Below are 25340 nucleotides of genomic sequence, written 5' to 3'. Positions count from 1 at the left end.
CCCCCCGCAGGGCGCAACCGGCCGCGCCGCACCGCCCGCGCTAGAACAGGTCCCCCTGCTCCGGCGGCGCCTCCCTGGGGGCGGCCTTCTTCCGCACTGCGCCGCCGCCCGGCACCATCCGCCCGTCGGCGAACTGGATCTCCAGCGGCGCCACCGCCGCCTTCGCCCGCGCCGCGCTGGTCACCACCTCGTCGCCCTCGCGCACCACGGCAAAGCCGCGCTTCAGCGTCTCCTCGTAGCCGAGCGAGCCCAGCAGCCGCGACAGGCTCTCCAGCCGGCGCCCCCGCGTTTCCGCCTGCCCGCGCTGCGCCGCCTCGAGCCGCGCGGCCAGCCCCGCCACCCGCTCGGCGCCCCGCGCCAGCCGGTCGCGCACCAGCGCCGGGCGCAGCCGCCCGGCCCTAGCCTCCAGCCGCTCCCGTGCCCGCGCCGCCGTCCGCGACAGCTCCGGCCCCAGCCGCGTCCCCGCCCTCTGGGCCCGCTCCCGCCGCTGCGCGATCCCGGCCCGCACCGCGCCGGGCCGCAACCCGGCCGAGGCCTCGCTCAGCACCCCGCGCTTCTTCAGCACCGCGGTCCTGAGCGCCGCCGGAAGCCGCTCGGCCCATTGGTCGAGCCGCTGCTGCGCGCCGCCCAGCACCACCTCGGGCCGCGGCAAGGCGCGGCCAAGGTCGGTCAGGCGCTGCCGCCGCCCGCGCACCGCCTCCGACACCGCCCGCCGCAGCCGCCCGCCCAGCCCGTCGACCGCTGCCATCAGCTCCAGCCGCACCGGCACCGCCATCTCGGCGGCCGCCGTGGGCGTGGGCGCGCGCCGGTCGGCGGCATGGTCGATCAGCGTGGTGTCGGTCTCGTGCCCCACCGCCGAGATCAGCGGAATCGCCGAGCCGGCGGCGGCACGCACCACCACCTCCTCGTTGAACCCCCAGAGGTCCTCGATCGAGCCGCCGCCCCGCGCCACGATAATCAGGTCGGGCCGCGGCAAGGCCCCGCCCGGCGTCAGCGCGTTGAACCCCTCGATCGCGCGGGCCACCTGGGGCGCGCACTCCTTGCCCTGCACCGCCACCGGCCAGACCAGCACCTTGCGCGGAAACCGGTCGCGCAGCCGGTGCAGGATGTCGCGGATCACCGCCCCCTGCGGGCTCGTCACCACCCCGATGACCTCCGGCAAGAACGGCAGAGCCCGCTTGCGCCCGGCGTCGAACAGCCCCTCGGCGGCCAGCGCCTTGCGCCGCTTCTCCAGCATGGCCATCAGCGCTCCCACGCCCGCCACGGCCACCTCGACCGCGTTCATCTGGTATTTCGACTGGCTCGGAAAGGTGGTCAGCTTGCCCTGCGCCACCACCTCCATCCCCTCCTCGGGAATGACCGAAAGCCCGTCCACCTGCCCCTTCCAGGTGGTGCAGGCCAGCACGCTGCGGTCGTCCTTCAGGTCGAAATACAAATGCCCCGACCGCGCCCGCACCACGCGCCCCACTTCGCCCTTCACCCGGACGTAGCCGAACTCGCCCTCCACCACCCGCTTCACCGCGCCCGAAAGCTCGGAGACGGTGAACTCGGGAGCATTTCCGCCGGGGGTGGGGTCGTCGATCAGGTCCATGTCGTGCCCTTGTGCTGCTCTGCCGCCAACCTTAGAACGCCCCCAACCCAAGGCCAAGGGAGCAGCCATGAACATCCTCATCCTCGGAAGCGGCGGGCGCGAGCACAGCCTCGCCTGGGCGATCCAGCAGAACCCCAAGTGCGACCGCCTGATCGTCGCCCCCGGCAACGCCGGCATCGAGGCAATGTGCGAGGTGGCGGCACTCGACATCGAGGATGGCGCGGCCGTGGCCGAGTTCTGCCACGAGAACACCGTGGATTTCGTGGTGATCGGCCCCGAGGCCCCGCTGGCCGCAGGTGTGGCCGACCGGCTGCGCGAAGCCGGCATCCTCTGCTTCGGCCCCTCGGCGCAGGCGGCCAGGCTCGAGGCCTCCAAGAAGTTCACCAAGCAGGTCTGCGATGCCGCGCAGATCCCCACCGCGGGCTGGGCCTCCTTCACCTCCGCCGCCCCCGCGCGCGAGTACATCGAGGCCGTCGGCGCCCCCAAGGTCATCAAGGCCGACGGGCTGGCCGCCGGCAAGGGCGTGGTGGTGGCAATGGACGAGGCCGCCGCGCTGGCCGCCATCGACGATGTCTTCTCCGGCGCCTTCGGCGAGGCTGGCGCCGAGGTGGTGATCGAGGATTTCATGACCGGCGAGGAGGCCAGCTACTTCGTCCTCTGCGACGGCGAGAACATCCTGCCCCTGGGCACCGCGCAGGACCACAAGCGCGTGGGCGAAGGCGACACCGGCCCCAACACCGGCGGCATGGGCGCCTACTCCCCCGCCCCGATCATGGATGATGCCGTCACGCGCAAGGCGCTCGAAGAGATCGTCAAGCCGACCGTCGCCGAGATGGCGCGCCGCGGCACCCCCTACCAGGGCGTGCTCTACGCCGGGCTGATGATCGAGGATGGCGAGCCTGCCCTTGTCGAATACAACGCCCGCTTCGGCGACCCGGAGTGCCAGGTGCTGATGATGCGTCTCGGCGCCCAGGTGCTCGACCTGCTCCTCGCCTGCGCCGAGGGCCGCCTGGCCGAGGCCCAGGTGAACTGGGCCGACGACCATGCGATGACCGTGGTGCTGGCGACCGAGGGCTACCCCGGCAGCTATGCCAAGGGCTCGGTGATCGGCGGGCTCGACGCCCTGCCCGAGACCTCCACCCAGATGGTCTTCCACGCCGGCACCACCGCCAAGGGGGGCAAGGTCACTGCCACCGGCGGCCGCGTGCTGAACGCCACCGCCCGTGGCGCCACCCTGGCCGAGGCCCGCGACCGCGCCTATGCCCTGGCCGAGGCCGTGGACTGGCCCGAGGGCTTCTACCGGCGCGACATCGGCTGGCGCGCCCTCTAGAGGCGCCCCGCTCCCGGCACCGCGCACCGGCCCTCGCGGCCCTCGTCGCAGTGGCGATGAGGGGCCGGGAGGCGCCAAAGAGCCGTCCCTTGCCAGGCTCTTACCGCAACGCGCCGCACACTTAATGCCCGATCGGTCCGTTCTGTGCGCAAATCGCGTATGTATGGGTTGTGCATGGGTTGTGTACGGGTTGTGCTGGGGTACTCTGTGCCGCAGGCGGGCCAAAAACGCCAAATCCTAACGGCACGCACGCGCCGCTTCAAAGCTCTCCGGCCCTGCGATCCCGCCCAGATCCCGCGTGTCCAGGACCCCCTCCACCAGCCGCACCCCCACCAGCCTCCGCCAGTCCGCATCGGCCACCACCAGCTCCGGCCCGCCGTCGCAATCCCGCAGCCCGCCCTCGATCACCGACGCCCCGAAGCGATGGTTGGTCACGCCAGAAAGCGACGCGATCTCAACAAGTTGGCCATCAACCCAGCGAAACACCCGGAGCACCCGCGCCAGGTGCGGCCGATCCACGAAGGCCAGCTCCACCGCCCCGTCGCCGTCCAGGTCCGCCGCTCCCACCGGCGCCAGCCAACGGTTGCGCGTGCCGATGAACTCCGTCGCCGCCAGCCGCTCCAGCCCGGTCTCGCCAATCCCCCAGACCGCCAGCCGCGCTCCCTTGTCGGCATGGCTCTCCACCACCACGACCTCCGGTTTCCCGTCGCCCGTCATGTCCCAGAGCCGGGGAGAAACATCTTCGAAAACAAGCTCTTCCGGCAGGGTCGCCTGATAGTTCGAGGCCCCCGCCCGGCAGGGCATCTTCAGGGCGACCCCCACCACCAGCGCCCCCCATTCCTCGTCGTCGCCCAGCGCGCCGTGGGGGTATCGCGTGGTCGGCAGGGCATAGTCCGCGCCGGTGATCGCCTCGACGCAGATCACACCGGGCCCCGCCGCAGCCGCAGGCCCGGCCAGCGCAGCAAGCGCCACCGCCCGCAGCGTTTTACCGATTGTCAGGATTTTGCGCCAATCTCGCAGAAACCGGCGCATCCGCTCAGATCTGCTTTTCGGGCATCTGCACCACCAGCCCGTCCAGCGCATCGGTCACCTTGATCTGGCAGGTCAGGCGCGAGCGCTCGGCATCGGGTTCGAAGGCGAAGTCGAGCATGTCCTCTTCCATCGCCTCGCGGGGGGCGAGCTTGCCGACCCAGGCCGGGTCGACATAGACATGGCAGGTCGAGCAGGCACAGGCCCCGCCGCAATCGGCGTCGATGCCCGGAATGCCGTTGTCGCGCGCGCCTTCCATGACGGTCATGCCATTGGCGACCTCGACCTCATGCTTGGTGCCGTTGTGCTCGATATAGGTAATCCTGGCCATTTCCCGCTCCGATCTGCCTGCTCCGGCCCCTTTACCGGATCGGGACGGGAGATTCCAGCATTGCCGGGCGGCGGCGTTTGTTCTATCTTTGTTCTCATGAACATCTCGCCTCCCGGCCCGCCCGACTGGCCCCGCCCGCCCCGTGCGATCCCGGCCGCCCTGCTCAACCGCCCGCCCACCGGCGCACGGGTCACCGTGGCCGGGCTGGTGCTGGTGCGCCAGCGCCCGGGCACCGCCAAGGGGGTGATCTTCGTCACGCTGGAAGACGAGACCGGCACCTGCAACGTGGTGGTCTGGGCCAAGACCTACGAACGCTTCCGCCGCGCGGTGATCGCCGGGCGGCTGCTGCGGGTCACCGGCCGGGTGCAGCGCGAGCAGGAGGTGGTGCACATCGTCGCCGAACAGATCGAGGATATCTCCGCCCTGCTCGACACGCTCCTCGCGCCTCCCGAGCCTCCTGTTGCAAAAGGGGCGCAAGCCCCCGCTCCCGCGCGCGCCCTCCCCGCCCCCGGGCTATGAGCCGCGCCCGGCCCGCGTTACTCTGAGGCCCAACGCGGCCCGCAAGAGAGCCCAGAGCAGTGACACGCCAGACCACCCAGCGCCGCCCCCTCGGGGCTGCCCTCGCCTGCGGGGTCCTTGTGCTTTCGGCCTGCGTCCAGCCGCCCGAGGTGCAAAAGCTCTCCGCTCCCGCCGCCATTCTCACTACCACCGAGGCCCCCACCGGCGCCACGCCCGGCACCTGCTGGGGCAAGGAAACCACGCCGCCCGAGACCCGCACCGTGATCGAGCCGGTCCTCGTGCAGCCCGCCCAGATCGCCTCCGACGGCACCGTGATGAACCCGCCGATCTACCGCCGCGAGCCGCAGCAATACATCACCAAACCGGCCAGCCACCGCTGGTTCGAAACCCCCTGCGCCGCCGACATGACGCCCGAGTACATCGCTTCGGTCCAGCGCGCCCTCGCGGCCCGCGGTGTCTATCAGAGTGCCGCCACCGGCGAGATGGATGCAAAGACCCGCCGCGCCATCCGCAAGTTCCAGGCCCCCCAGGGCCTCGACAGCGAGACCCTCTCGCTCGCCGCCGCCCGCACCCTCGGCCTCGCCCCCGCCCTTCTGCCGCAAGACGAAACCGCGCCCGAGGGTTGAAGCCCCCGCCCCTTCCTGCATATCTCCACCAGAGAACAACGCAGGAGCAGCCCGATGAAATCCCCCGTCTTCGACGCTTCCGCCGCATCCGGCGGCAAGAAAAACCTCGGCGACCTCCCCGAGTGGGACCTCTCCGACCTCTACACCGCCGAAGACGCCCCCGAGCTGAAGCGCGATCTCGAGTGGCTGGCGCAGGAATGCCCCGCCTTCGCAGAGGCCTACGAGGGCAAGCTCGACACGCTGACGCCCGACCAGATGCTCGAAGTCGTCCACCGCTACGAGGCGATCGACCGGGTGGCGGGCCGCATCATGTCCTTCGCGGGCCTGCGCTACTACCAGCTCACCGTCGACCCGGGCCGCGCCCAGTTCATGGGCAACATGCAGCAGCAGATCACCGACATCATGTCGAGCCTGGTGTTCTTCTCCCTCGAGCTGAACCGCGTGCCCGACGCCGCCTATGACGCATGGTTCGCGGGCTCCAAAGACCTCGCCCGCTACAAGCCCGTCTTCGACCGCATGCGCGCCCTCAAGCCCTACCAGCTCTCCGACGAGCTGGAAAAGTTCCTGCACGATCAAAGCACTGTCGGCGCCGCCGCCTGGAACCGCCTGTTCGATGAAACCGTCGCCGGGCTGGAGTTCGAGGTGAACGGCGAGGTGCTCGGCATGGAAGGCGTCGCCAACCTGCTCTCCGAGCAGAACCGCGACACCCGCGAGGCCGCCGCCCGCAAAATCGCCTCCGTGCTGGGCGACCACCTCAACATCTTCTCCCGCGTCCACAACACGCTCGCCAAGGAAAAGGCGATCGAGGACAAGTGGCGCAAGATGCCCACCCCGCAAACCGGCCGGCACCTCTCCAATCACGTGGAGCCCGAGGTGGTGGAGGCCCTGCGCAACGCCGTCGTCGCCGCCTACCCGCGTCTGTCGCACCGCTACTACGAGCTGAAGCGCGGCTGGCTCGGCCTCGACAAGATGCAGGTCTGGGACCGCAACGCCCCCCTGCCGATGGAAAGCGAGAAGGTGGTGACCTGGCCCGAAGCCAGGCAGACCGTGCTCGACGCCTACGCCGGCTTCGACCCGAAGATGGCCGAGATCGCGGAGCCCTTCTTCACCAAGGGCTGGATCGACGCCGAGGTGAAGCCCGGCAAGGCCCCCGGCGCCTTCGCCCACCCCACCGTCACCGACGTGCACCCCTACGTGATGCTGAACTACCTCGGCAAACCGCGAGACGTGATGACGCTGGCCCACGAACTCGGCCACGGCGTCCACCAGGTGCTCGCCGCCGAACAGGGCGAGCTGCTTTCCTCCACGCCGCTCACGCTGGCCGAAACGGCCTCGGTCTTCGGCGAGATGCTCACCTTCCGCAAGCTGCTCGCCGCCGCCAAGGACGACGCCGAGCGCAAGGTGCTGCTGGCCGGCAAGGTCGAGGACATGATCAACACCGTGGTCCGCCAGATCGCCTTCTACGACTTCGAATGCAAGCTCCACGCGGCCCGCGCCGAGGGCGAGCTGACCCCCGACCAGATCAACGAGATCTGGATGTCGGTGCAGGGCGAAAGCCTCGGCCCGGCCTTCGAGTTCATGGAAGGCTACGAGACCTTCTGGGCCTACATCCCCCACTTCGTCCACTCGCCCTTCTACGTGTATGCCTATGCCTTCGGCGACGGGCTGGTGAACGCGCTCTACGCCGCCTACGAGGAAGGCGATGCCGACTTCCAGGCCAAGTACTTCGACATGCTCAAGGCAGGCGGCTCCAAGCACCACAAGGAGCTTCTGGCCCCCTTCGGCCTCGATGCCTCCGACCCCGCCTTCTGGGACAAGGGCCTGAACATGATCGAAGGCTTCATCGACGAGTTGGAGGCGATGGAAGGTTAAACGCCGCCGCAGGGTGGGCAATCCTGCCCACCTTCCGCCACCCCGGAGCCAACCATGCCCTATAGACTCGGCCGCCTGATCGACCACATCGGCCTCCGGGTCAATGACTACCCCGCCGCCCGGGCCATCTGGCTGGCGCTCTTCGAGGCGCTCGGCCTTGGCGATGCGGTTGAGGAGGATCCCGACGAGGGCCTCAACCTCGATGAGCTCTACATCGGCCCCGCCCGCGCGGGCGGGCCGGTCAGCCGGGGCCTCCATATCTGCCTCCAGGCCTCGAATCGCGAGGCCGTCCAACGCGCCCACGCCGCCGCGCTGGCCGCCGGGGCCCGCAACAACGGCGCACCCGGCCTGCGCAGCTACCACGAAGGGTACTACGCCGCCTTTCTGCTCGACGCCGAGGGCAACAACATCGAGATCAAATACGACGAACAGGCCACCGCCCGAACCGCCGGGTTCATCGAGGTCACGCCCTGAGCAAAGGCGGGCGCCGCCGCCGTCCCTATTCCGCCACCAGTTCCGTCTCGATCACCCCGGTCACAGGGCGGCAGTTCTGCGGGTCCGTGGCCGCCGAGATCATCGGGCGATAGCACAGCTCCGCCTCGAACGAGGCCACCAACCGCCCGTAGTTGCCCCAGACCCGCAATTCGACCACCTCGACCGTAGCGGGCCTGCCCGCGCCCCGGCTTGTCCAGAACGGCCCGCCCATGCCCTGGGGCAAGTGGATCACATCGACCGAAAGCGGTACGGCACCGGGCGCATAGGCGCCGAGGTAGCGCACATCCACGCTGAACACGTCTCGGGTGGTAAAGCGCGGCTCGGGGTGGCCCTGGATGCGCAATTCGGTCAGCCGCGCCCCCTGCTCGAAACTCGCCGTGACCATCCGGCGGGCGCCAAGCGTCACGTCGATGGTGTGCCAGGTGAGGGACTCACCGCCAAGGTAGGCCGTGATGCGCCCAAGCGTCTCCGCCCGGGCAGGCAGCGGCAGCACCGCGAGGGCGGCGGCGAGGAGGCTGGGGGCGATCGGCTTCATGGCTGACCGCCAGCTTGCACCCGCGCCCGCCCCCGGTCAAACTCCGCCCACCGGGCGGGTGACCCCCACGCTTTCCGCCCTGTTAACAATTCTTCAGGAATTGGAGTTCAAGATGAGGATCACGCGGTCAGAAGATCAGCCCTCGGGCGTCGGCCCGGCAGAGTACTTCACCGGTGCGGTTCGGATGGACAACCGCCACACTCCGGAGGAGGGCGCGGCCGCAGGCGCCGTGATCGTCACCTTCGAGCCCGGCGCGCGCACGGCTTGGCACACCCACCCGCGCGGGCAACTGCTGATCGTCACCGCCGGCCTCGGCTGGGTCCAGCGCGAGGGCGGCCGGAAGGAAGAGATCGCACCGGGCGACAAGGTCTGGTTCGAGCCGGGCGAGAAACACTGGCACGGCGCCCGCGCCGACCACGCGATGACCCACGTGGCGATCCACGAGGTCGAGAACGGCTCCAACGTCGACTGGCTGGAGCATGTGAGCGACGAGGACTATCTGGGCTGATGCGCCACAGGGGCCGAGGATGGCCTCGCTTCGCTGGGAGAAGATGCCGCTCTTCGGGCCCTTCCGGCCCCTCATAGCGGCGTTGAACAGGGACGCAAGGCCGATGAGCTGCCCCGTGACGGAGGACCCCACGCCCGACGTGGCAAGGGCGCTGGCGCTAATCGAGCTCCGTCCAGGGCCAGGGCTTCACCTCGCTCGCCGCCACCAGGTAGCGCGCGGCCTTGGCCAGCCAGATGCCGAGGCTCTCGCCAAAATCCGCCAGCCGCGGGTTCGGCTCGCCCTTGTTGATGACCAGCACCACGAATTGCACCAGTGTGGCCACGCCCAGCACGGTCATCGCCACCTGGATCATGATCCCGATGAGGATCATGTGGATGAGCCGCATCAGCAGCCCGTCCTTCTGAGCCGCCTCCTGCGGCCCGTGCATCCGACCCTCGAAGCGATCGTCGTCGGAGGGGCGCATCACCCGCGCCCGCCCTTGGCATAGACCGCGTCGATCAGCGCCTGGGTGCCCTTGGCATCTTCCAGAGTCCAGGGGTAGGCAGCTCCCTCGCGCACGGTACGGCCGAAGTTCTGCACCTGCAGAACGTATTGATTTATCCCCGGAAACCGCTCGACCCTCCGGCCCATGCCGTCCTGGTGCAGCTCCACCTCGGCCTGATCGAAGACATTGGCGTTGAACGGCGCGGTCAGCCGGATCACGCCTTCGGTGCCGTGAAAACTCATGTGCTGCCAAGGGTGCATCCGCATCGAGTTGACCCAATGCGCGGTGAAGCCCGGAAAGCGAGCCGCGACCCGCGCCACCACGTCCACCCCGGCCTCGAAGTCGAGGTCGGCCTGGGTAATCTCCTCGGGCTCCTGCCCGGTCATCCAGCGGGTCGAGCCATAGGTATAGACCCCGATATCGGGGATCCCGCCGCCGCCCTTGGAGGCGTCGTTGCGGATGTTGCCCATGTCGGGGTTGAAGTAGGTAAACACCCCGTCGACATGCACCAGCTCGCCAATCGCCCCGTCGGCCAGCATCGCCTTGGCCCGCTGCCACTGCGGGTGATGAACGATCATGTAGGCCTCGGTGGCCAGCAGGCCGGTTTCGTCTCGCCTTGCGATCAGCGCGTCGATCTCGCCCGCGGTCATGGCGATGGGTTTCTCGGTCAGCACATGCTTGCCCGCGTCCATCGCCTTCAGCGTCCATTCCACGTGCAGGTGGTTGGGCAGAGGCACGTAGACCGCGTCAATCGCGGGGTCGGCCAGCAGCGCGTCGTAGCTGTCGTGCACTTTCAGCGACGGGCAGAAGGCCTTGAACGGCCGAGCCTTTTCGGCGCTCGAGGTGGCCAGCGCCACCAGCTCCGCGCCCTCGGCGGCATGAATTGCCCGGCCCATGTGCTGCAAGGCAAAGTTCGCCGCGCCGAGGATGCCCCAGCGGATCGGTTCGGTTGTCATGCTGTCTCTCCCGGCAGTGCTGTTAGCGCCAACGCTACCCATCGGACCGAAGGCACACAAGTCAGCCCTGCTTCTCGAGCACCAGCCAGCTCATGATGCGCATGGGCGGCAGGCTGTCGCGCTCCACCTCCACCAGCCCCTGGGCGCCCAGAACGCGGGAGATCGGAAAGTCCGAATGCCAGCCAATCAGCCCCTCCAGCGGCGCGATCGCGCGTTCGACGAGGCCAAGCACGCCCTTGTCGGCGGCAAAGTGGTTGACGATCAGCACCTGCCCGCCGGGCCGCAGCACCCGCGCGATCTCGCGCATCACCCGCTCCGGCTCGGGCACCACCGAGAGCACGTGCATGGCACTGACGTAGTCGAAACTCGCATCGGGAAAGTCCAGTTCGCGCGCATCCATCTGGCGCAGGGCGACGACGCGGCTCAAGCCTTCTTCCTGCACCCGGCGCTCGGCCTTGGCGAGCATCTCGGGCGAAAAGTCGATTCCGGTTACGCGCACGCCGGGCCCGTAGAGGGGCAAGGCCAGCCCGGTTCCCACGCCGACTTCAAGCACATCGCCGCCCCGCTCCGTCACATAGGAGGTCGCGCGCTTGCGCCCGGCATTGGTGACGGCACCGAAGGTGCTGTCGTAGACCGGCGCCCACCGCTTGTATGTATTCGAAACCGCCTCAATCTTCATCTACGACCTCCACCTTCGCGTGATGCCTCGCGCTCAACGCGATCAGAACGATATAGCCCATCTGTGCGATTGACATGACAATCCAGGGCCAGGTTGCCGCGATGGCCGCAAAGGCCACCAGCCCGACGATCAAGTAACGCACGTTTTCACGCGGAATACGCACGGATTTGAGCGAGGGTGTCGGCAGACGGGAAATCATCAGAAAGCCCACAACCACCAGCCAGAGCGCCACGGCTCCGGCGGGCATGGGCAGGCCGGGAAAGTTCTGCACAAGGGCAAAGGGCGCAAGGGCCAACAACGCCCCGCCGGGCGCCGGAACACCGGTAAACGTGCCCGGCTTGGGGCGTTTGTCGGGCAACTCCTCGCGGGCGGTCACGTTGAACCGGGCAAGCCGCAACACCGCGCAGACGGCAAAGATGAGCACCGCGATCCAGCTCAGCCGGGAGGTGTTGTCGAGGCTCCACTGGTAGAGCAGGAAGCCCGGCACGACGCCGAAGTTGACGAAGTCGGCAAGGCTGTCGAGTTCCGCGCCGATGGCGGACTCTGACTTGAGCAGGCGGGCGAGCGGGCCGTCCAGCCCGTCGAGAAGCGCCGCGAGCAGGATCATCATGACCGCCGCCTCGAAGCGCCCCTGCACGGCAAGCCGCAGCGCGGTAAGCCCGGCGCAGATGGCCCCGATGGTCACGAGGTTCGGCAGCAAGTGCAGGATGGTCAACCGCGCGCCGCGGCGGCGGATACGGGGGGAACGTGGCATCCGGTCAGTCGGCCCGCGCGGGGCGCGGTGAGGTCTGTGCCATGTCGGCCAGCACTGTCTCGCCCGCAACCATCGTCTGTCCCACGTCGACGAGCGGGACCACGCCCTCGGGCAGGTAGGTGTCGAGCCGGGAGCCGAAACGGATCAGGCCGAACCGCTCACCGCGTTTCAGCACGGCGCCCTCCTCGGTCAGCGGCACGATCCGGCGAGCGACGAGACCGGCGATCTGGGTCACCACGAGGTCGCGCCCGTCATCCATTTCGATCAGCAGCGAGTTGCGCTCGTTGTCCTCGCTGGCCTTGTCGAGCTCGGCAGAAAGAAACTTGCCCGGCTTGTAGGCCATCTTTGCCACCCGGCCGGGCACCGGTGCGCGGTTGATGTGGCAGTTGAAGACCGACATGAAAACGCTGACGCGCAAACGTTTTTCGTCGCCCAGCCCCAGCTCCGGCGGGGGCGCAGCCCACTCGACCAGGCTCACGATGCCATCGGCCGGGCTGACGATGAGCCCCGGCACATCGGGCACGTGCCGGACCGGGTCGCGGAAGAAGTAGTAACACCAGATCGTCAGCACGAGACCGATGAGGAAGAGCGGCATCCAGATGAAGAAAAGCAGCAGGGTCAGCACACCGAAGGCTCCGACAAAGCGCCAGCCTTCCTTGTGCATCGGCTTGATGAACGTCTCGTGCAGCTTCACGCGGATCCCCCTCGATTGCCCAAGGGTCTAGCGGCCCGCAGGCCCGGGTTCAAGCACGCGCCAGCAGGCCTCGCTCCTTGGCAAGCTCCTGCATCCGTTTCTGGAGCTTTTCGAAGGCCCGAACCTCGATCTGGCGGATCCGCTCGCGACTCACGTCATACTGCCCCGAAAGCTCTTCGAGCGTGACGGGTTGCTCCTCGAGACGGCGCTGCATCAGGATCTCGCGCTCACGGTCGTTGAGCACCTCCATCGCCTCGGCCATGAGTTCGCGCCGTACGGTGAGTTCGTTTTCCTCGGCATAGCTGCCCGCCTGGTCGGCGGTTTCATCCTCGAGCCAGTCCTGCCACTGGGCAGAGCCATCCTCGTCGGAGCCGATGGTGGCGTTGAGGCTCGCGTCCCCGCCCGAAAGACGGCGGTTCATCGAGATGACCTCGTCCTCGGTGACGTTGAGCTGTTCGGCGATCTTCTGCACGTTTTCGGGGCGCAGGTCGCCCTCTTCCAGGGCGCCGATCTTGTTCTTCGCCTTGCGAAGGTTGAAGAAGAGTTTCTTCTGGGCGCTGGTCGTTCCGAGTTTCACAAGCGACCACGATCTAAGGATGTACTCCTGGATCGAGGCGCGAATCCACCACATGGCGTAGGTCGCGAGACGAAAGCCCTTTTCGGGGTCGAACCGCTTGACCGCCTGCATCAGGCCCACGTTCGCCTCGGAGATAACCTCGGCCTGCGGCAGGCCGTAGCCACGGTAGCCCATGGCGATCTTGGCGGCGAGGCGCAGGTGGGAGGTGACGAGCTTGTGGGCGGCGGAGCTGTCTTCGGTCTCGACCCACCGCTTGGCCAGCATGTACTCCTCCTCGGGCTCCAGCATCGGAAAGGTGCGGATCTCCTGAAGGTACCTGTTGAGCCCCTGTTCGGGAGAGGGGGCCGGAAGCTTTGTGTAGTTGCTCATACTCGTCCCTTGTTGTCTTTCTTTTCAACGCTTTGTCGGTGCGTGTGGCACCCGGTTGATGGTCATATAAGTACTGAACCGATCGGTTCAAGTCTTAACGATACCCTAGGGTCACGCACATCCTAGACCCGTAGAACGTAAAAAGAAGGTAAATCCGTCGCGCCACCGGAAGGTGACGGCGTATTTCATGCGTTTGTGCATGGATGGTGAACAGAAAGGGGCAATTCGCGGCGGTTCCCCCATGGGTTAGATGCCTTCAACGCAACTTCATCGGCGAGGTTCCCCATGACGCAGGGCATTCAACGCACAATCGGCGCTCTTTACCTGGGGGTCATCGCCCTGGGTCTCGCGGCGGAGTTCGGCATCCGCATGCCGCTCATCTCCTGGAACGACCCCGCCGGCACATGGCAGGCCATCGCCGCCAACATCGGCCTGTTCCGGATGAGCCTCCTGGCCGAAAGCGCGATGATCCTGCTCGACATCGGCCTTGCCGTGCTGTTCTTCGCCCTGCTCCGCCGGGTTCACCCGGAGCTGGCACTGGCCGCCATGGTGCTGCGCCTGATGCAGGCGGCAGTCATCAGCGGAAGCCTGTTGGCCAGCGTCGCTGCACTGTCGCTGGTCGCCGGTGAGGCGGCTCAGCCGCGAGCGCTCATGGTCCTGCTCACGACCCATTCCATCGGCTACGATGTGGGCCTCATCTTCTTCGGCGCGAACACGCTGATCACCGCCTGGCTTCTCGCCCGCTCAGGACTCGTGCCGCGCTGGCTACCGCCCCTGCTGGCCCTCGCGGGCCTGGTCTACCTTGCCGGCTCGCTGACGCGGCTGGCCGCCCCCCCGCTCAACGCGCTGATGCAGCCCGCCTACCTCGTCACGATCGTCGCCGAGCTCAGCCTCGCGCTCGTGTTCCTGCTGCGGCCGCGGGCAGGGCCCATTTCGGAGTGAAATCAGGCGCCTGCGCCACCACCGAGCGCCGCCAGAAGCTGCGCCATGTCTTCTGGCATCGGCGCCTCGAAGTCCATCTCCTCACCGGTGACCGGATGCGCAAAGCCCAGCGAGGCAGCATGCAGCGCCTGTCGGGCAAAGCCGCGCGCCGCGTCAGCTCCCGCAACGCCAACGGCCTTCTCAGACAGCTTGCGACGTCCGCCGTAGACCGGATCGCCGATGAGGCCATGCCCGATATGGGCCATGTGGGCCCTGATCTGGTGCGTGCGCCCGGTCTCGAGCCGGCACTGCACGAGGGCCGCAACCCCCTGCAACCGCTCCAAAACCTGCACCCGCGTCACCGCATGGCGCCCGCCAGTGAAACACACCGCCTGGCGCTGCCGGTCGGTCTTGTGGCGGGCCAGCTGGGTGGTGATCCGCAGCGTTCCGTCCGGCTCGAAATGCGTGCCCTTGATGCCGCGCAGGCGTGGCTCGGCCCCGTCGGGAATACCGTAGCAGATGGCAAGGTAGTGCCGCCGCGCGGTATGTGCCTCGAATTGTCCGGCCAGCCCGTGATGGGCTGCATCCGACTTGGCAACCACCAGCAAGCCGCTGGTGTCCTTGTCGATCCGATGCACGATGCCGGGCCGCTTTTCGCCGCCCACGCCCGAGAGCTCGCCTCCGAAGTGATGCAGCAGCGCATTCACCAGCGTGCCCGTCGGGCTACCCGGCGCCGGATGCACCACCATGCCGGCAGGCTTGTTGACCACGACAAGGTCGTCGTCCTCATAGGCGACATCGAGCGCGATCGCCTCGGCCACCGTCTCGACTTCGGCGGCCTCGGGCACCGCGATATCCACCGCGTCGCCTTCGTCCACCTTGGCCTTCGCATCGGTCACCACGGAGCCGTTCACGCGGACGGCACCCTCCGCCAGAAGCCGCACCAGCCGCGACCGGCTCAGGTTGGCCTCGTCTGGCACATCGCGCGAAAGCGCCTTATCAAGGCGCGGCGGCGGCGTTGGGCCGACGGTGAAGGACACGAGAGAGGCGGCCATGGCAACTCCGGAAGATGGCGAGATGCCGGTGGACCTGAAGTGGCTCAAACGGCTGGTGACGGGGCTCACGCTCACCATGATGGCGGGCATCGGCGTGATCGCCGCCTTGTTTATCATCCGGCTGTCAGGGTCGCAAAGCCCGTCTTTCCCTCATGAAATCGCGCTGCCACCGGGGGTGAAGGTGCAGGCCTACACCGCCGGCAACGGTTGGCAGGCGGTGGTGACGAGCGATAGCCGCATCCTGATCTACGGGACAAACGGCACCCTCCGGCAGGAGATCGCGGTGGACCTCGCGGATTAGTCGATGACCGGGTCGAAGCCCATCAGGCGGTCGATGGGCGCGTAGTCGTCGGTCAGCGGGCGCGTATTGCGCGCCGTCAGGATCTCGTCGACGAACCCCTGATCCAGCGCCGCAAAGGCCTTGGGCTCCGGGCTGCGCGTGGTGATCCGCGCCACCGGGCTTGCAGCCTCGCCTGCCAGCAAAACGAAGACCCGCCGCTCACCAGGTTCCGGCGGCCGCTCCTCCGTCCAGACCTCGACCACCGGAAAGATCTCTCGCAGGGTCGTGACCATGGCCGCAAGAGCATCGAGCCGGTCGGTGCTGTCGATCAGGTTCATCGCATAGACCCCGCCGGGCGCAAGCCGCCTTGCCACGAGGCTCGCAAACTCCTGCGTGACCAGGTGTGCCGGCACCGCGATATCGGTGAAGGCATCGCCGAGGATCACGTCATAGCGCGTGGCATCCGATGCCAGCGCGGCGCGGGCATCGCGGTGCAGAACGGTGGCGGTGGATGGATCAAACCAGAACTTCCCGACCGCCAGCCGTGTCACCTCCGGGTCGATTTCGGCCACGGTCTGAGCCATGCCCTCCCGCTCCAGCGCCGCCCAGGCGCGTGGCACCGAATAGGTGCCGCCACCGATGTGGAAAGAGGTAAAGCCGCGCGTGCCCATCCGCATGCGGGGCAGCGCCTCGAGCATCGCCGCGTGGTCGGTGAACATGACGGCCGGCGCCGTCTCTGCGCTGATCCCGTGAGCCAGGTGGTCAATGACCATCAAGCGCACCGGCGCCGCGCCCTCCGGCGCCATTTCGACCGTTCGGATGCAGTAGTAGCTGCTCTCCACCTCGCAGACGCGCGCGGCCCCGCCCCCGGAGGCCGCGAGCGACAAGGTCAGCGCCAGCGCCGACATGCCGGCCACCACATGCCGCCGCCCTGCCCGCGCCATGCCAAGGCAGACGAGCGCGGAAACCGCATAAAAGCTGGCGATCAAGGCAAGCGTCAGCGCCGAGCCGAGCCAGGAGATGAACAGGAATCCGGCAAGCAGCGTGCCTCCGATCGCCCCGACGGCCCCGGCCGCGAACATCGCCCCAAGTGCGGCCTCCGAGGCGTTGCGCCCGCGCATCGCCACCACCGCGAGGATCGGTGCGGGCACGCCCGCAAAGAGAGAGGGCAGGAAGAAGGCCAGGCTGGTGATCACGGTGATCCCCGCAAGCGGATGCGAGAACGTGGCGAGCACCGGCCCCGCCACGCCGACGAGCACCATGGAGGCGGCCGCAGTGCACACCGCCGCGGCCACCATCGCCCAGCCACACCAGGCGAGCGCCCGGTCTGTTTCGCGGGCGGCGACTCGCCCCCCGATCCAGTGCCCGACCGAAAATCCTGCAAGCACCACGGCGATGATCGAGGTCCATGTGTACAGGCTCATCCCCACATAGGGGGCAATCATCCGCCCGGCCACGATCTCCACCACGAGGCTTGCGGCCGAGATCCCGGCCTGGAGCGTGATGAGAAGCCAGAGCGGCGCGGGATGCTGGGCATGGGTCATGGCGCCATTAGACCGCCCTTGGCGGGACGGTCAATCATCGGCGATGGAAGAGATGGTACCGCCTCCCTGGCTTGAACAGGGGACCTCTGGATCCACAATCCAGCGCTCTAACCAACTGAGCTAAGGCGGCACTGGAGGGCCGTTTAGCGCCCGCTCCCCACGATTGCAAGAGGCTCAGAGGTCGATCCGGTATTCCAGTTCGATGGTATCCTGCCCAAAGGCGCGGTTGGCCTTGCAGGAGAGTTTCTCGAAGCCGGCGCGCTCGTAGAGCCGGCAGGCCGCCTCATGGGATTCGTGGGTCCAAAGCACGAGTTCGCGGTAACCCGCGCCACGGGCGAACTCGAGGCAGGCGTCGAGCAACTTGCGCCCCAGCCCGAGCCCCCGCGCCTCGGGCTCGAGAAAGAAGAGCCGCAGCTTGGCCGTTTCCTCGGTGATCCGCACACAGAAGATCGAGCCGAGTCGTCGCCCGCCACCCCAGGCGACCCAACCGCGCTCGCAAGACGGGTCATGGCCGCGAAGAAAACCGCACATGATCTCGGCCACGAGGGCCTCGAAGGTCGCGTCGTAGCCCTCGTCCCGAGTATAGAGCGCACCGTGGCGCTCGACGATCCAACCGGCATCACCCGGCGCGAGGCCCTTGAGTTCAACCTGTTCCGGAGCGGTAAACGCTTGCTTCACCTGCGCCAGCCCGTCGCGCAGCAGCCTGCGTGCATCCGGGCTCAGCTGGCCGAGAAAAGCCCCCACCGCCTCGCGGGAGGCAGCATCGTGGGTTGCAGCCAGGGCCCGGCCCTCGGCGGTCAGGACCAGCCGCCTGCGCCGGGCGTCCTGCGGGTCGGGCTCCCGCGCGATCCAGCCCTTTCGCTCGAACCCCGCCAGCAGACGCGACAAGTAGCCCTCGTCCAGCCCCAGCCGCTCTGCGATGGCCCGCGCCGTGGCGAGTTCGCCGTTGGCCAGCTCCCACAGCACCCGAACCTCGGTCATCCCGAGGCCGGAGCCGAGATAGCTCTGCCCGAGCAGCCCGAGCCGTTGAGTGTAGAAGCGCGAGAAGTCGCGCAGGGCCTCGATGTCGTCCATCATGCTCTCCTGCGTGGAGGATTCTCCCATCACTTGCCACGGTCAAGCATTATCCGCCCTTGCCTCAGCCCCGCCTGCACGCTAGCTCACGCCCCACCGCAGCCGGAGATCAGCCATGGGCATCAACAGCGAGAGCGACTTCAGCGCCAACCTCCAGATCGGACCGACCGACCAGGGCATGGTGCGGATCTATATCCAGGGCGACGACATCGACCTTCCGATGGACTTCGACCCGGAGGAAGCCCTTGAAATCGCCGAAGAACTGAAGAGCGCGGCCCAGCGTGCCGCGGCATCCGTCGCAGGCGGGAAGAAGAAGCGCTAGAGCAGGCCCGAATGTTGCGGATCCCGCAGCGCCTGCAACCGCAGCGCCGCGTGGCGGGCGAATTTCTGCACCATCACCTTGCGACGCGCACCTGAGAGGCGTGTCTCAGGCCCCATGCGCAGGATTTCAGCATCGTAGGGGTCCGCGATGATGAGGCCGGTCTCGTCAGGCAAGAGCTCGGCCGGAAAGTCCTGACCCACCGCCCAGAAGAAGCGGTCGCACCACGGCAGATAGCCCTGCCACTTGTGATCGGCCATGTAGTCGGCCCGACTCGACTTGCACTCGATCACCCAGACTTCGCCCTTCGGGCCGAGCGCCATCACATCGACCCTGAGCCCGCCTGTCGGCACCAGTTCCTCCACGGTGGCAAATCCAAGCGAAAGCATGTGCCGGCACACCCCACGGGCGAGCAACTGGCCGGGTTGCAACCCGGGCGAGGGCGATTCTGCGGGGACATCCATGGCACCAGCATGAACAAAGCATAAACACTGGACAACCCCCTGCAGGAAATGCAGAAATTCGAACAACAATTTGCCTAGGTCTTGCCTCAATATCGAGGCATATCCGGCAAAATCGACTGCCGACCGCCGGATTGTTCTCGATCCGTGCACAGTGCCGCGCTGGTAGGGATGACACCTGCCGCTCCCTGCCCTAGTTTTGTCACATGGGACGCGTCTCGCTCATCACCTTGCTCATCGCGCTTGCCGCAGCCATCGCCATTCCGGCGCAGGCTGCCGATGACGGGCTTACCGACAAGTTCTGGGCCTGGCTCTTCAACGAGGAAGCCGCCACTCAGATCGAAGAAACATCATCGGGCCGCCCCAAGGTCTGGACCCTGCATCCCTCCGACCGCACGCGCCACCCGGAAGAGCGTTTTCGCGGGACCGAATGGAAAGGCCACCGGCTGTTTCCGTTCCAGAAGGACTACGTTGTTTATGGCGGCGGCCCGTCGCGTGGCCTCTCGGTAGGCACCGTCACGCCCAATGGCGCCATCATTCACCAGGGACGCCCGCAACTTTCACGCGGGATCAAGCGCTCTTCGGTGAAGAACAAGGTGCGCCGCGCCTTCCGCTAGGACCGGAGCAACAGATTTGAACCAGCCCCTTGCCACGGCCCCTGCCTGCGCCTATCTCCGTCGATGGCGGATCTGCTCTTCTCGTGTCGAGGCCCAATTCCAGTGGCCTTAAGCAATTCCATGGGAGTTGGCTCTGTCCGGGCCCTGGTCCGGTTACCCGACGCCCACCTGTACTCACAGGTCCCCGGGAATTCGAACGCCTTGCCGGTCGCTGCGGTCCCCGCCACCCTCATAACGCCCAAGTGAAGCGCGTCGCGCTTTCCTTGGGACGGCGCATGCCTATACTCCCCGGGTCACGGTGGAGGGTGCGATGAGCCGGAAGATGAGCCAGAGCGAGGCACGCGGCCTCGCCCATGCCAAGGAGCTCGAGGGCCATCTTGGCGTGCTCGACAGCTTCACCCCGACCGCGCTTGGCGTGCTGGCAACAGCCTCGGGCATCTACACCTACCTCGGTGTCTCCTCCCTGCTCGACAACAACGGCGCGATGACCTTCTTCGCGGCCGTGGCGTATTCCATCGCCGTGTCGGTGGGCATCTTCGTGTTCTGGTCGTTCCTGATGCGGCTGCTTCCGGCGGTACGCACCGCCTCGGCCCGGATCGGGCTGCTGCTTTCGATGGGGCTCGGCTCTCTCGCCATTGTCGCAATGTCATCCTGGCTGAACGCGGCCGCGCTTGCGGGGGCCGCTGCCGTGGAGCAGCACCTCGCCAAGACGGTGCAGGACTACCAGTCGTCGCTCGAACGGGCCTATCAGATCGCCACGGCAGGCCAGGGTCTCGAGCGTGACGTCGCCCGCGTGCGCCAAAGCTTCACCGACCTTTCCGAGCAAGAGGCCACCGGCAACCTCTCGGGCCTTGCCGGGCGTGGCGCGGTGTTCAGGGTCCTGAACCAGAAAGCCGACGAACTGCAGGCGCTGGAGACACAGATCGCCAGCCAGACTCCGCTCGTGGAAGAGCGCTTTGATCAGGGCAACGTGATCCTCTCCCGCATGCGTGCGCTCACCGTCGAGACCGGCCCGGTCGAGGCCCGGTCGGTGGAGTTCTCGGAGGAGGCCGTGCGTCTTGCCGGCATCATCACCGAGCTGCGCCAGCTCTCGGTCGCCCCGCTGGTGGTGCGAGCCGCACAGGACTTGTCGCAATCGGTCGTGCTGCCGCAGCTCGACGGGCGCACCGAGGAAGACCGGATCGGCCAGGCCTCCACGCTGGAGTCGGTTCTGGCCGTGCTGGGCCAGCGGGCCGAAACCCTGCGCATCGCGGCCGAAGGGGTGATGTCGATGACCCCACCTGCCGACGTGGCCTATACACCGGTGTCGGCCGCCGATGCCGTGATCCTCTATGCCGAGAATTTCGTGCCCAGCTGGGCCGGGGCCATCGCCATAGACCTGTTGCCTGCCGTTCTGGTGCTGATCCTGATGGTCGTTCAGGCTGCGATCCGGTCCGGGCGCGAGCCTGTGGCAATCGAGGACCGGATGACCATGGCCGAGCTGCGCGCCGCACTCGTCGCGGCCCGCGAGGTCGAGGAGGCGATGGACCCGGAAGAAGAGCATTCCGACGCCGCGGATGCGAGCCATCCGGAGAACGTGGAGCCGCTGGAAAAGCCGGGGCCGGTCAAGGGCACCGCCCCGCGCTCGGTGTGAGGGCGGGCACATGGCACTGACCGCAAAAGCCGGCTTGAAAGCGATCTTCGGGTTGCAGATGGGCATTGCCGCCGTGTTGCTGGTGCAGGATTTCTCCTCCGTCGCGCCGCAGATCCGCTGGCCCACCGCCGCCCCTGCCGTGTCCGATCCGGTCGCCCCCGGCGACCAGACCCGCCGCTTCGACCCCGACGAGATGCGCCGCCCACCGATGCCGGGGATCCCGATGGAGGGTGCATCGGACCTGCCGAAGCGGCTTTACTTCGAGGATCGCCCCGAAGGCGGCATCCGGGTTCTGGGCGCGATTGCCGAAGGCGACGGGGCGCGGTTTGCCGACTGGCTGGAGCGCCAACCGGCGCTGCCCGAAACCCTGTGGTTCCACTCCCCTGGCGGTTCGGTGAGAGATGCCCTGGAGATCGGAAGGCTGATCCGCGAACAGGGCATGAAGACCGCAATGGATGCAGGCGCCTTCTGCCTGTCGGCCTGCCCCTACATGCTGATGGCCGGCACCACGCGCAGCGTTCATGCCGAGGCCAAGGTGGGGGTGCACCAAAGCTACTATGGCCAGAGCACCGTCTTGCCCGCCTTTCTCGCGGTGGAGGATATCCAGCACAATCAGGCAGAGGTCGTGCGCTACCTGTCCGAGATGGGGATCGACCTGCGGCTCATGCAGCATGCGCTCTCGACGCCGCCCGACGAGATCTACATCCTCGTGCGGGATGAGCTGACCGAATACGCGGTCGCCACCGAGATCACCGGCAAGTAGCGCTCAGGCGAAGTCGTCGAACCCGCGTCGCTGCTGTGCTTCGGTCGGGTCGATGCGTACGGGCACCGGCGCGTGCTGCGCCACGGCGGCCTGCCTGCGCCCTCCTTGCCCCCCATCCTCCGGCTCGGCCATGCGCATCACCGCGATGCCGAACTGAACCCCCGAAAACACGATGCCGTTGAACATGAAGAGCAGAAAAACGGCGAGCGGACCGGCGGACGTGTGGGTGACGAGATGCCAGAGGTTGCCGACGTTGAGAGCCAGCAGGCCGACAACGAAGAAGGCCGCGAGCAAAAAGCCGATGGCCACATGGCGGATATAGAGCGAAACGAGCTTGGGCATTTCAGGCCTCCCGAAGGACAACGAAAGGATCGCACGCGGGATGGATGATAGCGGCAAAACGGGTGCCGGCCAGTCAATTTGCGGCTTTCGCGTCGATCTGCGGCAATACGCCCGTCAGAACGCCTCGGGCCTCGCCTCGCGCGCCATGTGATCGAGCACCGCGTTGACAAACTTCGGCTCGCGGCCTTCGGGAAAGAAGGCCTTGGCGATATCGACGAACTCCACGATCACCACCTTCGGCGGCGTGTCGCTCTCGACCAGCTCGGCGCCCGCAGCACGGAACAGCGCGCGAAGGGTGGGGTCGATCCGGTTGATCGGCCACTTGGCCACCAGCGCCCGGTCGGTCATCTGGTCGATCTTCGCCTGGTGGTTCACCGCATCCCCCACCAGCTTGCGAAAGAGCGTGGGGTCGCCCTCCACCATCTCTTCACCTTCGAAATACTCGGTTCCGAAGCGATGATCCTCGAATTCCGTTTCCACGGCCTCGGCGGTCTGGCCCGAGGCTTCCATCTGAAAGAGCGCCTGCACGGCATAGAGGCGTGCAGCGGATTTCTTCGTGCGTTTGTCGCTCATGCGGTCTTGGGTCCTTCGCCGTCACCGGCCAGCAGGATTTCGTTTTCGATGGGGCTGCGGAAACCGACGCCGCGACTGGGCTTGCCGAAGCGGCGGGTCAGCGCAATCAGGTGCAGCGCCGCGGCGGCCGCGCCGCCGCCCTTGTTCTGCCCCGCCACCTCGGCCCGCACTTCGGCCTGCTTCCGGTTTTCCACGGTCAGGATTGCGTTGCCGATGCAGGCACCTTCGAGCCCCAGCAAGGTGAGGGCGCGGGAGCTGTCGTTGCACACAGTCTCGTAGTGGGTGGTCTCGCCCCGGATCACGCAGCCCAGCGCCACGAAGCCGTCGAAGTTGCTTTGCCGATGGGCAATGCGGATGGCCGTGGGCACTTCCAGCGCGCCGGGGACTTCGGCGATCTCGTGAAAGGCCCCCGCGGCCTCAAGCTCGGCCACGGCACCGGCCACCAGCGCATCGGCGATGTCCTTGTAATAGGGCGCGACGACGATCAGCACCCTGGGTGCCACGTCGAACTCCGGGCGGGGCAGCACGTAGTGGCTTTCGCTTCCGGCCATCAGAGCGCCTCCGGCAAGGGCCGCGTTCCGGTGATCTCGAGACCGTAGGCATCGAGGCCGACGATCTTGGGCGTAGGAGAGTTGGTCAGCAGCTCGAGTTTGGACAGCCCGAGCGACGACAGGATCTGCGCACCGAGGCCATACTGCCGCAGGGTCTGCGGCGAGGTCTCTCCGGGGGCCGCGATCTTCATGGTGAGGTCGCGCAGCAGCACGACCACGCCGCGCCCTTCCCTGGCGACCGCCTCCATCGCATAGCCGAATTCATGCGCCCGACCGGCGCCGGCCACGCCCACCACATCGAGCATCGGGTCGAGCGCGTGCATCCGGGTCAGCACCGGCGCCTCGCCCGAGATGTCGCCCTTCACCAGCACGATATGCTCGGCGCCCTGCACCTGGTCGGTGTAGATCTTCATTTGCCACTCGCCGCCGAAGGCCGAGGTGACGGTCTCCTCCTTCTGCACGGCGACGAGATTGTCGTGGCGACGGCGATAGGCGATGAGGTCGGAGATGGTGCCGATCTTCAGGCCGTGGCGCTGGGCAAAGCTCACCAGGTCAGGCAGCCGCGCCATGGTGCCATCCTCGTTCATGATCTCGCAGATCACGCCCGAGGGGTTGAGGCCTGCCAGGCGGCTCACGTCCACCGCCGCCTCCGTATGGCCGGCTCGCACCAGCACACCGCCCTCGCGGGCGCGCAGCGGAAACACGTGGCCCGGGGTGGCAATGTCTTGCGCACCCTTTGAGGAGTCGATCGCCACGGCCACGGTGCGGGCACGGTCGCCGGCCGAAATGCCGGTCGTCACACCCTCGCGCGCCTCGATCGAGACCGTGAAAGCCGTTTCGTGGCGCGACGAGTTCTGGGACGACATCAGCGGCAGGCCGAGCGCATCAATCCGGCTGCCCGGCAGCGCGAGGCAGATCAGCCCGCGCCCGTGGGTCGCCATGAAGTTGATCGCATCCGGCGTTGCCATCTGCGCCGGGATCACGAGGTCACCCTCGTTCTCGCGGTCCTCGTGGTCGACGAGGATGAACATCCGGCCGTTGCGGGCATCCTCGATGATCTCGTCCACCGAGGAGATCGCGTCATGGTAGTTGGTCGAAAGATCGTTCATCGCGCAGCCCGTCTGGTTCGCGGCTCCATCTAGCCCGGTTGCTCGCGCTTGGAAAGGGTGGAAGGCCGGGGCGGGACGCGAGGTCGCGGGCGATCAGGTACCGAAGTAGAGCTCAGCCGGAACGTGGCCTGCCAGCGCGGCGGTCGGGGCCCACGCGGCCTCCAGCGCGGTGTCGCCCACCAGCACCACGGCACCGGGCAGGTATCCGGCCGCGTTCAGCATCTCGCGGATGCGCGCCCGTGTCTGGCCCCAGCTCTCGCAGAGGCGCGGCGCGGGTTGCGCCGGGTCGAGCCGGATGGCGTGGGCGGATTCGATCCGCGCGGCCAGCGCAACCGGATCTTGGGGCGCATGCACCAGCAGCCCGGTGCCGCAGCCCCTCAACCCACGCAGCTTGCCCGCCCGCGCCTCGGGCATCCCCTGCCCTTCGCGGATCATCCTGAGCGCATTGTTGGAGAACAGGATCGCCACGATATCGCGCCCCGCCGAGTGATGCACACGTGCGTAGGTCTTGAAATCGAGCCCCAATTCCGCCGCCCGCTTGAGCCGCCGCTGGATCACCGGCAACGGCAGGTTGGGCACCAGCGCGGCGCGGGCCTGCTTCCAGGCATGACGCCGCCACCCGGCGCCGGGGTCCATCGTTGGGCCGCCGTTGTGGCCGGGCCCATGAAGAGGATGTGCATCGCTCATGGGCCGATCCTTGCCTGCACTTTCGGCAATGCCAAGAGCCGCTGCATGAACGGGCGCGGCCG

Annotated in this window: 31 protein-coding genes and 1 tRNA gene; 12 read left to right on the top strand and 20 right to left on the bottom strand. The window is 67.5% G+C overall.

Annotation, left to right across the window (positions count from 1 at the left end; genetic code table 11):
- Positions 1 to 40: 40 nt before the first annotated feature.
- A complete protein-coding gene (gene xseA, locus BUR94_RS03940) occupies positions 41 to 1591 on the bottom strand; it encodes an exodeoxyribonuclease VII large subunit (protein ID WP_074254941.1) in 1551 nt (516 codons plus the stop codon).
- A 67-nt stretch (positions 1592 to 1658) separates the two neighbouring features.
- Between xseA and purD the strand changes: the two genes are divergently transcribed.
- The gene (gene purD, locus BUR94_RS03935) at positions 1659 to 2921 is read left to right on the top strand and encodes a phosphoribosylamine--glycine ligase (RefSeq protein ID WP_074254940.1); all 1263 of its coding nucleotides are present in this window, start codon (positions 1659 to 1661) and stop codon (positions 2919 to 2921) included.
- 237 nt (positions 2922 to 3158) lie between these two features.
- Here the strand turns inward: purD and BUR94_RS03930 are convergent, their stop codons facing one another.
- Both BUR94_RS03930 and BUR94_RS03925 read right to left on the bottom strand, forming a co-directional pair.
- On the bottom strand, positions 3159 to 3893 hold the full coding sequence (locus tag BUR94_RS03930; protein ID WP_074257570.1) for an FG-GAP repeat domain-containing protein: 735 nt from the start codon (positions 3891 to 3893) through the stop codon (positions 3159 to 3161).
- 64 nt (positions 3894 to 3957) lie between these two features.
- The gene (locus BUR94_RS03925; RefSeq protein ID WP_074254939.1) at positions 3958 to 4281 is read right to left on the bottom strand and encodes a 2Fe-2S iron-sulfur cluster-binding protein; all 324 of its coding nucleotides are present in this window, start codon (positions 4279 to 4281) and stop codon (positions 3958 to 3960) included.
- Positions 4282 to 4377: 96 nt separating this feature from the next.
- On the opposite strand from BUR94_RS03925, the gene BUR94_RS03920 reads away from it, so the two are divergent.
- The 4 genes from BUR94_RS03920 to BUR94_RS03905 are packed head-to-tail and all read left to right on the top strand — an operon-like array spanning position 4378 to position 7772.
- Positions 4378 to 4800: an OB-fold nucleic acid binding domain-containing protein gene (locus BUR94_RS03920; RefSeq protein WP_074257569.1), complete on the top strand. Its 423-nt coding sequence runs from the start codon at positions 4378 to 4380 to the stop codon at positions 4798 to 4800.
- A 59-nt stretch (positions 4801 to 4859) separates the two neighbouring features.
- Positions 4860 to 5426 carry a peptidoglycan-binding domain-containing protein gene (locus BUR94_RS03915; protein WP_074254938.1) on the top strand — a complete coding sequence of 189 codons (567 nt, stop codon included), beginning with the start codon at positions 4860 to 4862 and terminating at the stop codon, positions 5424 to 5426.
- A gap of 54 nt (positions 5427 to 5480) precedes the next feature.
- Entirely contained in the window at positions 5481 to 7298 is a 1818-nt protein-coding gene (locus tag BUR94_RS03910) for a M3 family oligoendopeptidase (RefSeq protein WP_074254937.1), read from the top strand.
- Between the two features lie 54 nt (positions 7299 to 7352).
- Positions 7353 to 7772, top strand: coding sequence for a VOC family protein (locus tag BUR94_RS03905; RefSeq protein WP_074254936.1), 420 nt, complete (start codon positions 7353 to 7355; stop codon positions 7770 to 7772).
- A gap of 25 nt (positions 7773 to 7797) precedes the next feature.
- Here the strand turns inward: BUR94_RS03905 and BUR94_RS03900 are convergent, their stop codons facing one another.
- Complete coding sequence (locus tag BUR94_RS03900) at positions 7798 to 8328, bottom strand: hypothetical protein (protein ID WP_074254935.1); 531 nt, start codon at positions 8326 to 8328, stop codon at positions 7798 to 7800.
- Between the two features lie 112 nt (positions 8329 to 8440).
- Between BUR94_RS03900 and BUR94_RS03895 the strand changes: the two genes are divergently transcribed.
- Entirely contained in the window at positions 8441 to 8836 is a 396-nt protein-coding gene (locus tag BUR94_RS03895; RefSeq protein WP_074257568.1) for a (R)-mandelonitrile lyase, read from the top strand.
- A gap of 157 nt (positions 8837 to 8993) precedes the next feature.
- Here BUR94_RS03895 and BUR94_RS03890 read toward each other — a convergent pair whose 3' ends face one another.
- The 6 genes from BUR94_RS03890 to rpoH form a co-directional block, all read right to left on the bottom strand.
- Positions 8994 to 9299 carry a DUF4389 domain-containing protein gene (locus BUR94_RS03890; RefSeq protein WP_074254934.1) on the bottom strand — a complete coding sequence of 102 codons (306 nt, stop codon included), beginning with the start codon at positions 9297 to 9299 and terminating at the stop codon, positions 8994 to 8996.
- Complete coding sequence (locus tag BUR94_RS03885) at positions 9299 to 10276, bottom strand: Gfo/Idh/MocA family protein (protein WP_074254933.1); 978 nt, start codon at positions 10274 to 10276, stop codon at positions 9299 to 9301. Before BUR94_RS03885 ends, BUR94_RS03890 begins: the two co-directional genes overlap by 1 nt.
- Before the next feature lie 61 nt (positions 10277 to 10337).
- Complete coding sequence (locus BUR94_RS03880; RefSeq protein WP_074254932.1) at positions 10338 to 10955, bottom strand: class I SAM-dependent methyltransferase; 618 nt, start codon at positions 10953 to 10955, stop codon at positions 10338 to 10340.
- Positions 10945 to 11709, bottom strand: coding sequence for a CDP-diacylglycerol--serine O-phosphatidyltransferase (gene pssA, locus BUR94_RS03875; RefSeq protein WP_074254931.1), 765 nt, complete (start codon positions 11707 to 11709; stop codon positions 10945 to 10947). Before pssA ends, BUR94_RS03880 begins: the two co-directional genes overlap by 11 nt.
- A 4-nt stretch (positions 11710 to 11713) precedes the next feature.
- Positions 11714 to 12409: a phosphatidylserine decarboxylase gene (locus BUR94_RS03870; protein WP_074254930.1), complete on the bottom strand. Its 696-nt coding sequence runs from the start codon at positions 12407 to 12409 to the stop codon at positions 11714 to 11716.
- A 43-nt stretch (positions 12410 to 12452) separates the two neighbouring features.
- Positions 12453 to 13349: an RNA polymerase sigma factor RpoH gene (gene rpoH / locus BUR94_RS03865; RefSeq protein WP_074254929.1), complete on the bottom strand. Its 897-nt coding sequence runs from the start codon at positions 13347 to 13349 to the stop codon at positions 12453 to 12455.
- A gap of 285 nt (positions 13350 to 13634) precedes the next feature.
- On the opposite strand from rpoH, the gene BUR94_RS03860 reads away from it, so the two are divergent.
- Positions 13635 to 14291: a DUF4386 domain-containing protein gene (locus tag BUR94_RS03860; RefSeq protein ID WP_074254928.1), complete on the top strand. Its 657-nt coding sequence runs from the start codon at positions 13635 to 13637 to the stop codon at positions 14289 to 14291.
- A gap of 2 nt (positions 14292 to 14293) precedes the next feature.
- Here BUR94_RS03860 and BUR94_RS03855 read toward each other — a convergent pair whose 3' ends face one another.
- Positions 14294 to 15325, bottom strand: a complete 1032-nt coding sequence (locus BUR94_RS03855) for an RluA family pseudouridine synthase (RefSeq protein WP_074254927.1) — start codon at positions 15323 to 15325, stop codon at positions 14294 to 14296.
- On the opposite strand from BUR94_RS03855, the gene BUR94_RS03850 reads away from it, so the two are divergent.
- Entirely contained in the window at positions 15324 to 15626 is a 303-nt protein-coding gene (locus BUR94_RS03850; protein WP_074254926.1) for a DUF6476 family protein, read from the top strand. The genes BUR94_RS03855 and BUR94_RS03850 overlap by 2 nt on opposite strands.
- On the opposite strand, the gene BUR94_RS03845 is transcribed toward BUR94_RS03850, so the two are convergent.
- The 3 genes from BUR94_RS03845 to BUR94_RS21095 form a co-directional block, all read right to left on the bottom strand.
- On the bottom strand, positions 15623 to 17149 hold the full coding sequence (locus tag BUR94_RS03845) for a fused MFS/spermidine synthase (RefSeq protein WP_074254925.1): 1527 nt from the start codon (positions 17147 to 17149) through the stop codon (positions 15623 to 15625). The two genes, BUR94_RS03850 and BUR94_RS03845, sit on opposite strands and share 4 nt — an antisense overlap.
- Positions 17150 to 17202: 53 nt before the next feature.
- Positions 17203 to 17279 (bottom strand) — tRNA-His (locus tag BUR94_RS03840).
- Between the two features lie 44 nt (positions 17280 to 17323).
- Positions 17324 to 18253 (bottom strand): GNAT family N-acetyltransferase, encoded by a 930-nt coding sequence (locus BUR94_RS21095; RefSeq protein ID WP_084192901.1) that lies wholly within the window; start codon positions 18251 to 18253, stop codon positions 17324 to 17326.
- 85 nt (positions 18254 to 18338) lie between these two features.
- Between BUR94_RS21095 and BUR94_RS03830 the strand changes: the two genes are divergently transcribed.
- The gene (locus BUR94_RS03830) at positions 18339 to 18545 is read left to right on the top strand and encodes a DUF6324 family protein (protein WP_074254924.1); all 207 of its coding nucleotides are present in this window, start codon (positions 18339 to 18341) and stop codon (positions 18543 to 18545) included.
- On the opposite strand, the gene BUR94_RS03825 is transcribed toward BUR94_RS03830, so the two are convergent.
- A complete protein-coding gene (locus tag BUR94_RS03825) occupies positions 18542 to 19006 on the bottom strand; it encodes an MmcB family DNA repair protein (protein WP_074254923.1) in 465 nt (154 codons plus the stop codon). The two genes, BUR94_RS03830 and BUR94_RS03825, sit on opposite strands and share 4 nt — an antisense overlap.
- A 203-nt stretch (positions 19007 to 19209) precedes the next feature.
- Between BUR94_RS03825 and BUR94_RS03820 the strand changes: the two genes are divergently transcribed.
- The 3 genes from BUR94_RS03820 (at position 19210) to BUR94_RS03810 (ending at position 22016) form a co-directional block, all read left to right on the top strand.
- The gene (locus BUR94_RS03820) at positions 19210 to 19620 is read left to right on the top strand and encodes a hypothetical protein (RefSeq protein ID WP_074254922.1); all 411 of its coding nucleotides are present in this window, start codon (positions 19210 to 19212) and stop codon (positions 19618 to 19620) included.
- 310 nt (positions 19621 to 19930) lie between these two features.
- Positions 19931 to 21253, top strand: a complete 1323-nt coding sequence (locus tag BUR94_RS03815; RefSeq protein WP_084192900.1) for a hypothetical protein — start codon at positions 19931 to 19933, stop codon at positions 21251 to 21253.
- Positions 21254 to 21263: 10 nt separating this feature from the next.
- The gene (locus BUR94_RS03810; protein WP_074254921.1) at positions 21264 to 22016 is read left to right on the top strand and encodes a COG3904 family protein; all 753 of its coding nucleotides are present in this window, start codon (positions 21264 to 21266) and stop codon (positions 22014 to 22016) included.
- A gap of 3 nt (positions 22017 to 22019) precedes the next feature.
- Here BUR94_RS03810 and BUR94_RS03805 read toward each other — a convergent pair whose 3' ends face one another.
- From BUR94_RS03805 to BUR94_RS03785, 5 genes are all read right to left on the bottom strand, one after another.
- Complete coding sequence (locus BUR94_RS03805; protein WP_074254920.1) at positions 22020 to 22358, bottom strand: hypothetical protein; 339 nt, start codon at positions 22356 to 22358, stop codon at positions 22020 to 22022.
- A gap of 114 nt (positions 22359 to 22472) precedes the next feature.
- Positions 22473 to 22931 carry a transcription antitermination factor NusB gene (gene nusB, locus BUR94_RS03800; RefSeq protein ID WP_074254919.1) on the bottom strand — a complete coding sequence of 153 codons (459 nt, stop codon included), beginning with the start codon at positions 22929 to 22931 and terminating at the stop codon, positions 22473 to 22475.
- On the bottom strand, positions 22928 to 23482 hold the full coding sequence (locus BUR94_RS03795; RefSeq protein ID WP_074254918.1) for a 6,7-dimethyl-8-ribityllumazine synthase: 555 nt from the start codon (positions 23480 to 23482) through the stop codon (positions 22928 to 22930). Before BUR94_RS03795 ends, nusB begins: the two co-directional genes overlap by 4 nt.
- Positions 23482 to 24591, bottom strand: a complete 1110-nt coding sequence (gene ribB / locus BUR94_RS03790; RefSeq protein WP_074254917.1) for a 3,4-dihydroxy-2-butanone-4-phosphate synthase — start codon at positions 24589 to 24591, stop codon at positions 23482 to 23484. The genes BUR94_RS03795 and ribB overlap by 1 nt, the downstream gene beginning before the upstream one ends.
- A 93-nt stretch (positions 24592 to 24684) precedes the next feature.
- Positions 24685 to 25278 carry a hypothetical protein gene (locus tag BUR94_RS03785; protein ID WP_074254916.1) on the bottom strand — a complete coding sequence of 198 codons (594 nt, stop codon included), beginning with the start codon at positions 25276 to 25278 and terminating at the stop codon, positions 24685 to 24687.
- Positions 25279 to 25340 lie beyond the last annotated feature (62 nt).

The sequence above is a fragment of the Vannielia litorea genome, assembly GCF_900142295.1.
Lineage (GTDB): Bacteria > Pseudomonadota > Alphaproteobacteria > Rhodobacterales > Rhodobacteraceae > Vannielia > Vannielia litorea.
The sequence above is the reverse complement of the archived record's forward strand: the minus strand, read 5'-3'. Positions and strand labels throughout refer to the sequence as shown.

What these genes read in the sequence shown, in the direction of transcription:
- BUR94_RS03845 (WP_074254925.1), bottom strand. Translation starts at nt 17,149, where the DNA reads ATGACCCATGCCCAGCATCCCGCGCCGCTCTGGCTTCTCATCACGCTC.
- xseA (WP_074254941.1), bottom strand. Translation starts at nt 1,591, where the DNA reads ATGGACCTGATCGACGACCCCACCCCCGGCGGAAATGCTCCCGAGTTC.
- BUR94_RS03885 (WP_074254933.1), bottom strand. Translation starts at nt 10,276, where the DNA reads ATGACAACCGAACCGATCCGCTGGGGCATCCTCGGCGCGGCGAACTTT.
- BUR94_RS03895 (WP_074257568.1), top strand. Translation starts at nt 8,441, where the DNA reads ATGAGGATCACGCGGTCAGAAGATCAGCCCTCGGGCGTCGGCCCGGCA.
- BUR94_RS03815 (WP_084192900.1), top strand. Translation starts at nt 19,931, where the DNA reads ATGAGCCGGAAGATGAGCCAGAGCGAGGCACGCGGCCTCGCCCATGCC.
- pssA (WP_074254931.1), bottom strand. Translation starts at nt 11,709, where the DNA reads ATGCCACGTTCCCCCCGTATCCGCCGCCGCGGCGCGCGGTTGACCATC.
- BUR94_RS03905 (WP_074254936.1), top strand. Translation starts at nt 7,353, where the DNA reads ATGCCCTATAGACTCGGCCGCCTGATCGACCACATCGGCCTCCGGGTC.
- BUR94_RS21095 (WP_084192901.1), bottom strand. Translation starts at nt 18,253, where the DNA reads ATGGGAGAATCCTCCACGCAGGAGAGCATGATGGACGACATCGAGGCC.
- BUR94_RS03860 (WP_074254928.1), top strand. Translation starts at nt 13,635, where the DNA reads ATGACGCAGGGCATTCAACGCACAATCGGCGCTCTTTACCTGGGGGTC.
- BUR94_RS03920 (WP_074257569.1), top strand. Translation starts at nt 4,378, where the DNA reads ATGAACATCTCGCCTCCCGGCCCGCCCGACTGGCCCCGCCCGCCCCGT.
- rpoH (WP_074254929.1), bottom strand. Translation starts at nt 13,349, where the DNA reads ATGAGCAACTACACAAAGCTTCCGGCCCCCTCTCCCGAACAGGGGCTC.
- BUR94_RS03805 (WP_074254920.1), bottom strand. Translation starts at nt 22,358, where the DNA reads ATGCCCAAGCTCGTTTCGCTCTATATCCGCCATGTGGCCATCGGCTTT.
- BUR94_RS03795 (WP_074254918.1), bottom strand. Translation starts at nt 23,482, where the DNA reads ATGGCCGGAAGCGAAAGCCACTACGTGCTGCCCCGCCCGGAGTTCGAC.
- nusB (WP_074254919.1), bottom strand. Translation starts at nt 22,931, where the DNA reads ATGAGCGACAAACGCACGAAGAAATCCGCTGCACGCCTCTATGCCGTG.
- BUR94_RS03785 (WP_074254916.1), bottom strand. Translation starts at nt 25,278, where the DNA reads ATGAGCGATGCACATCCTCTTCATGGGCCCGGCCACAACGGCGGCCCA.
- BUR94_RS03850 (WP_074254926.1), top strand. Translation starts at nt 15,324, where the DNA reads ATGGCAACTCCGGAAGATGGCGAGATGCCGGTGGACCTGAAGTGGCTC.
- BUR94_RS03830 (WP_074254924.1), top strand. Translation starts at nt 18,339, where the DNA reads ATGGGCATCAACAGCGAGAGCGACTTCAGCGCCAACCTCCAGATCGGA.
- BUR94_RS03925 (WP_074254939.1), bottom strand. Translation starts at nt 4,281, where the DNA reads ATGGCCAGGATTACCTATATCGAGCACAACGGCACCAAGCATGAGGTC.
- BUR94_RS03810 (WP_074254921.1), top strand. Translation starts at nt 21,264, where the DNA reads ATGGCACTGACCGCAAAAGCCGGCTTGAAAGCGATCTTCGGGTTGCAG.
- BUR94_RS03820 (WP_074254922.1), top strand. Translation starts at nt 19,210, where the DNA reads ATGGGACGCGTCTCGCTCATCACCTTGCTCATCGCGCTTGCCGCAGCC.
- BUR94_RS03825 (WP_074254923.1), bottom strand. Translation starts at nt 19,006, where the DNA reads ATGGATGTCCCCGCAGAATCGCCCTCGCCCGGGTTGCAACCCGGCCAG.
- purD (WP_074254940.1), top strand. Translation starts at nt 1,659, where the DNA reads ATGAACATCCTCATCCTCGGAAGCGGCGGGCGCGAGCACAGCCTCGCC.
- BUR94_RS03855 (WP_074254927.1), bottom strand. Translation starts at nt 15,325, where the DNA reads ATGGCCGCCTCTCTCGTGTCCTTCACCGTCGGCCCAACGCCGCCGCCG.
- BUR94_RS03900 (WP_074254935.1), bottom strand. Translation starts at nt 8,328, where the DNA reads ATGAAGCCGATCGCCCCCAGCCTCCTCGCCGCCGCCCTCGCGGTGCTG.
- ribB (WP_074254917.1), bottom strand. Translation starts at nt 24,591, where the DNA reads ATGAACGATCTTTCGACCAACTACCATGACGCGATCTCCTCGGTGGAC.
- BUR94_RS03910 (WP_074254937.1), top strand. Translation starts at nt 5,481, where the DNA reads ATGAAATCCCCCGTCTTCGACGCTTCCGCCGCATCCGGCGGCAAGAAA.
- BUR94_RS03890 (WP_074254934.1), bottom strand. Translation starts at nt 9,299, where the DNA reads ATGCGCCCCTCCGACGACGATCGCTTCGAGGGTCGGATGCACGGGCCG.
- BUR94_RS03880 (WP_074254932.1), bottom strand. Translation starts at nt 10,955, where the DNA reads ATGAAGATTGAGGCGGTTTCGAATACATACAAGCGGTGGGCGCCGGTC.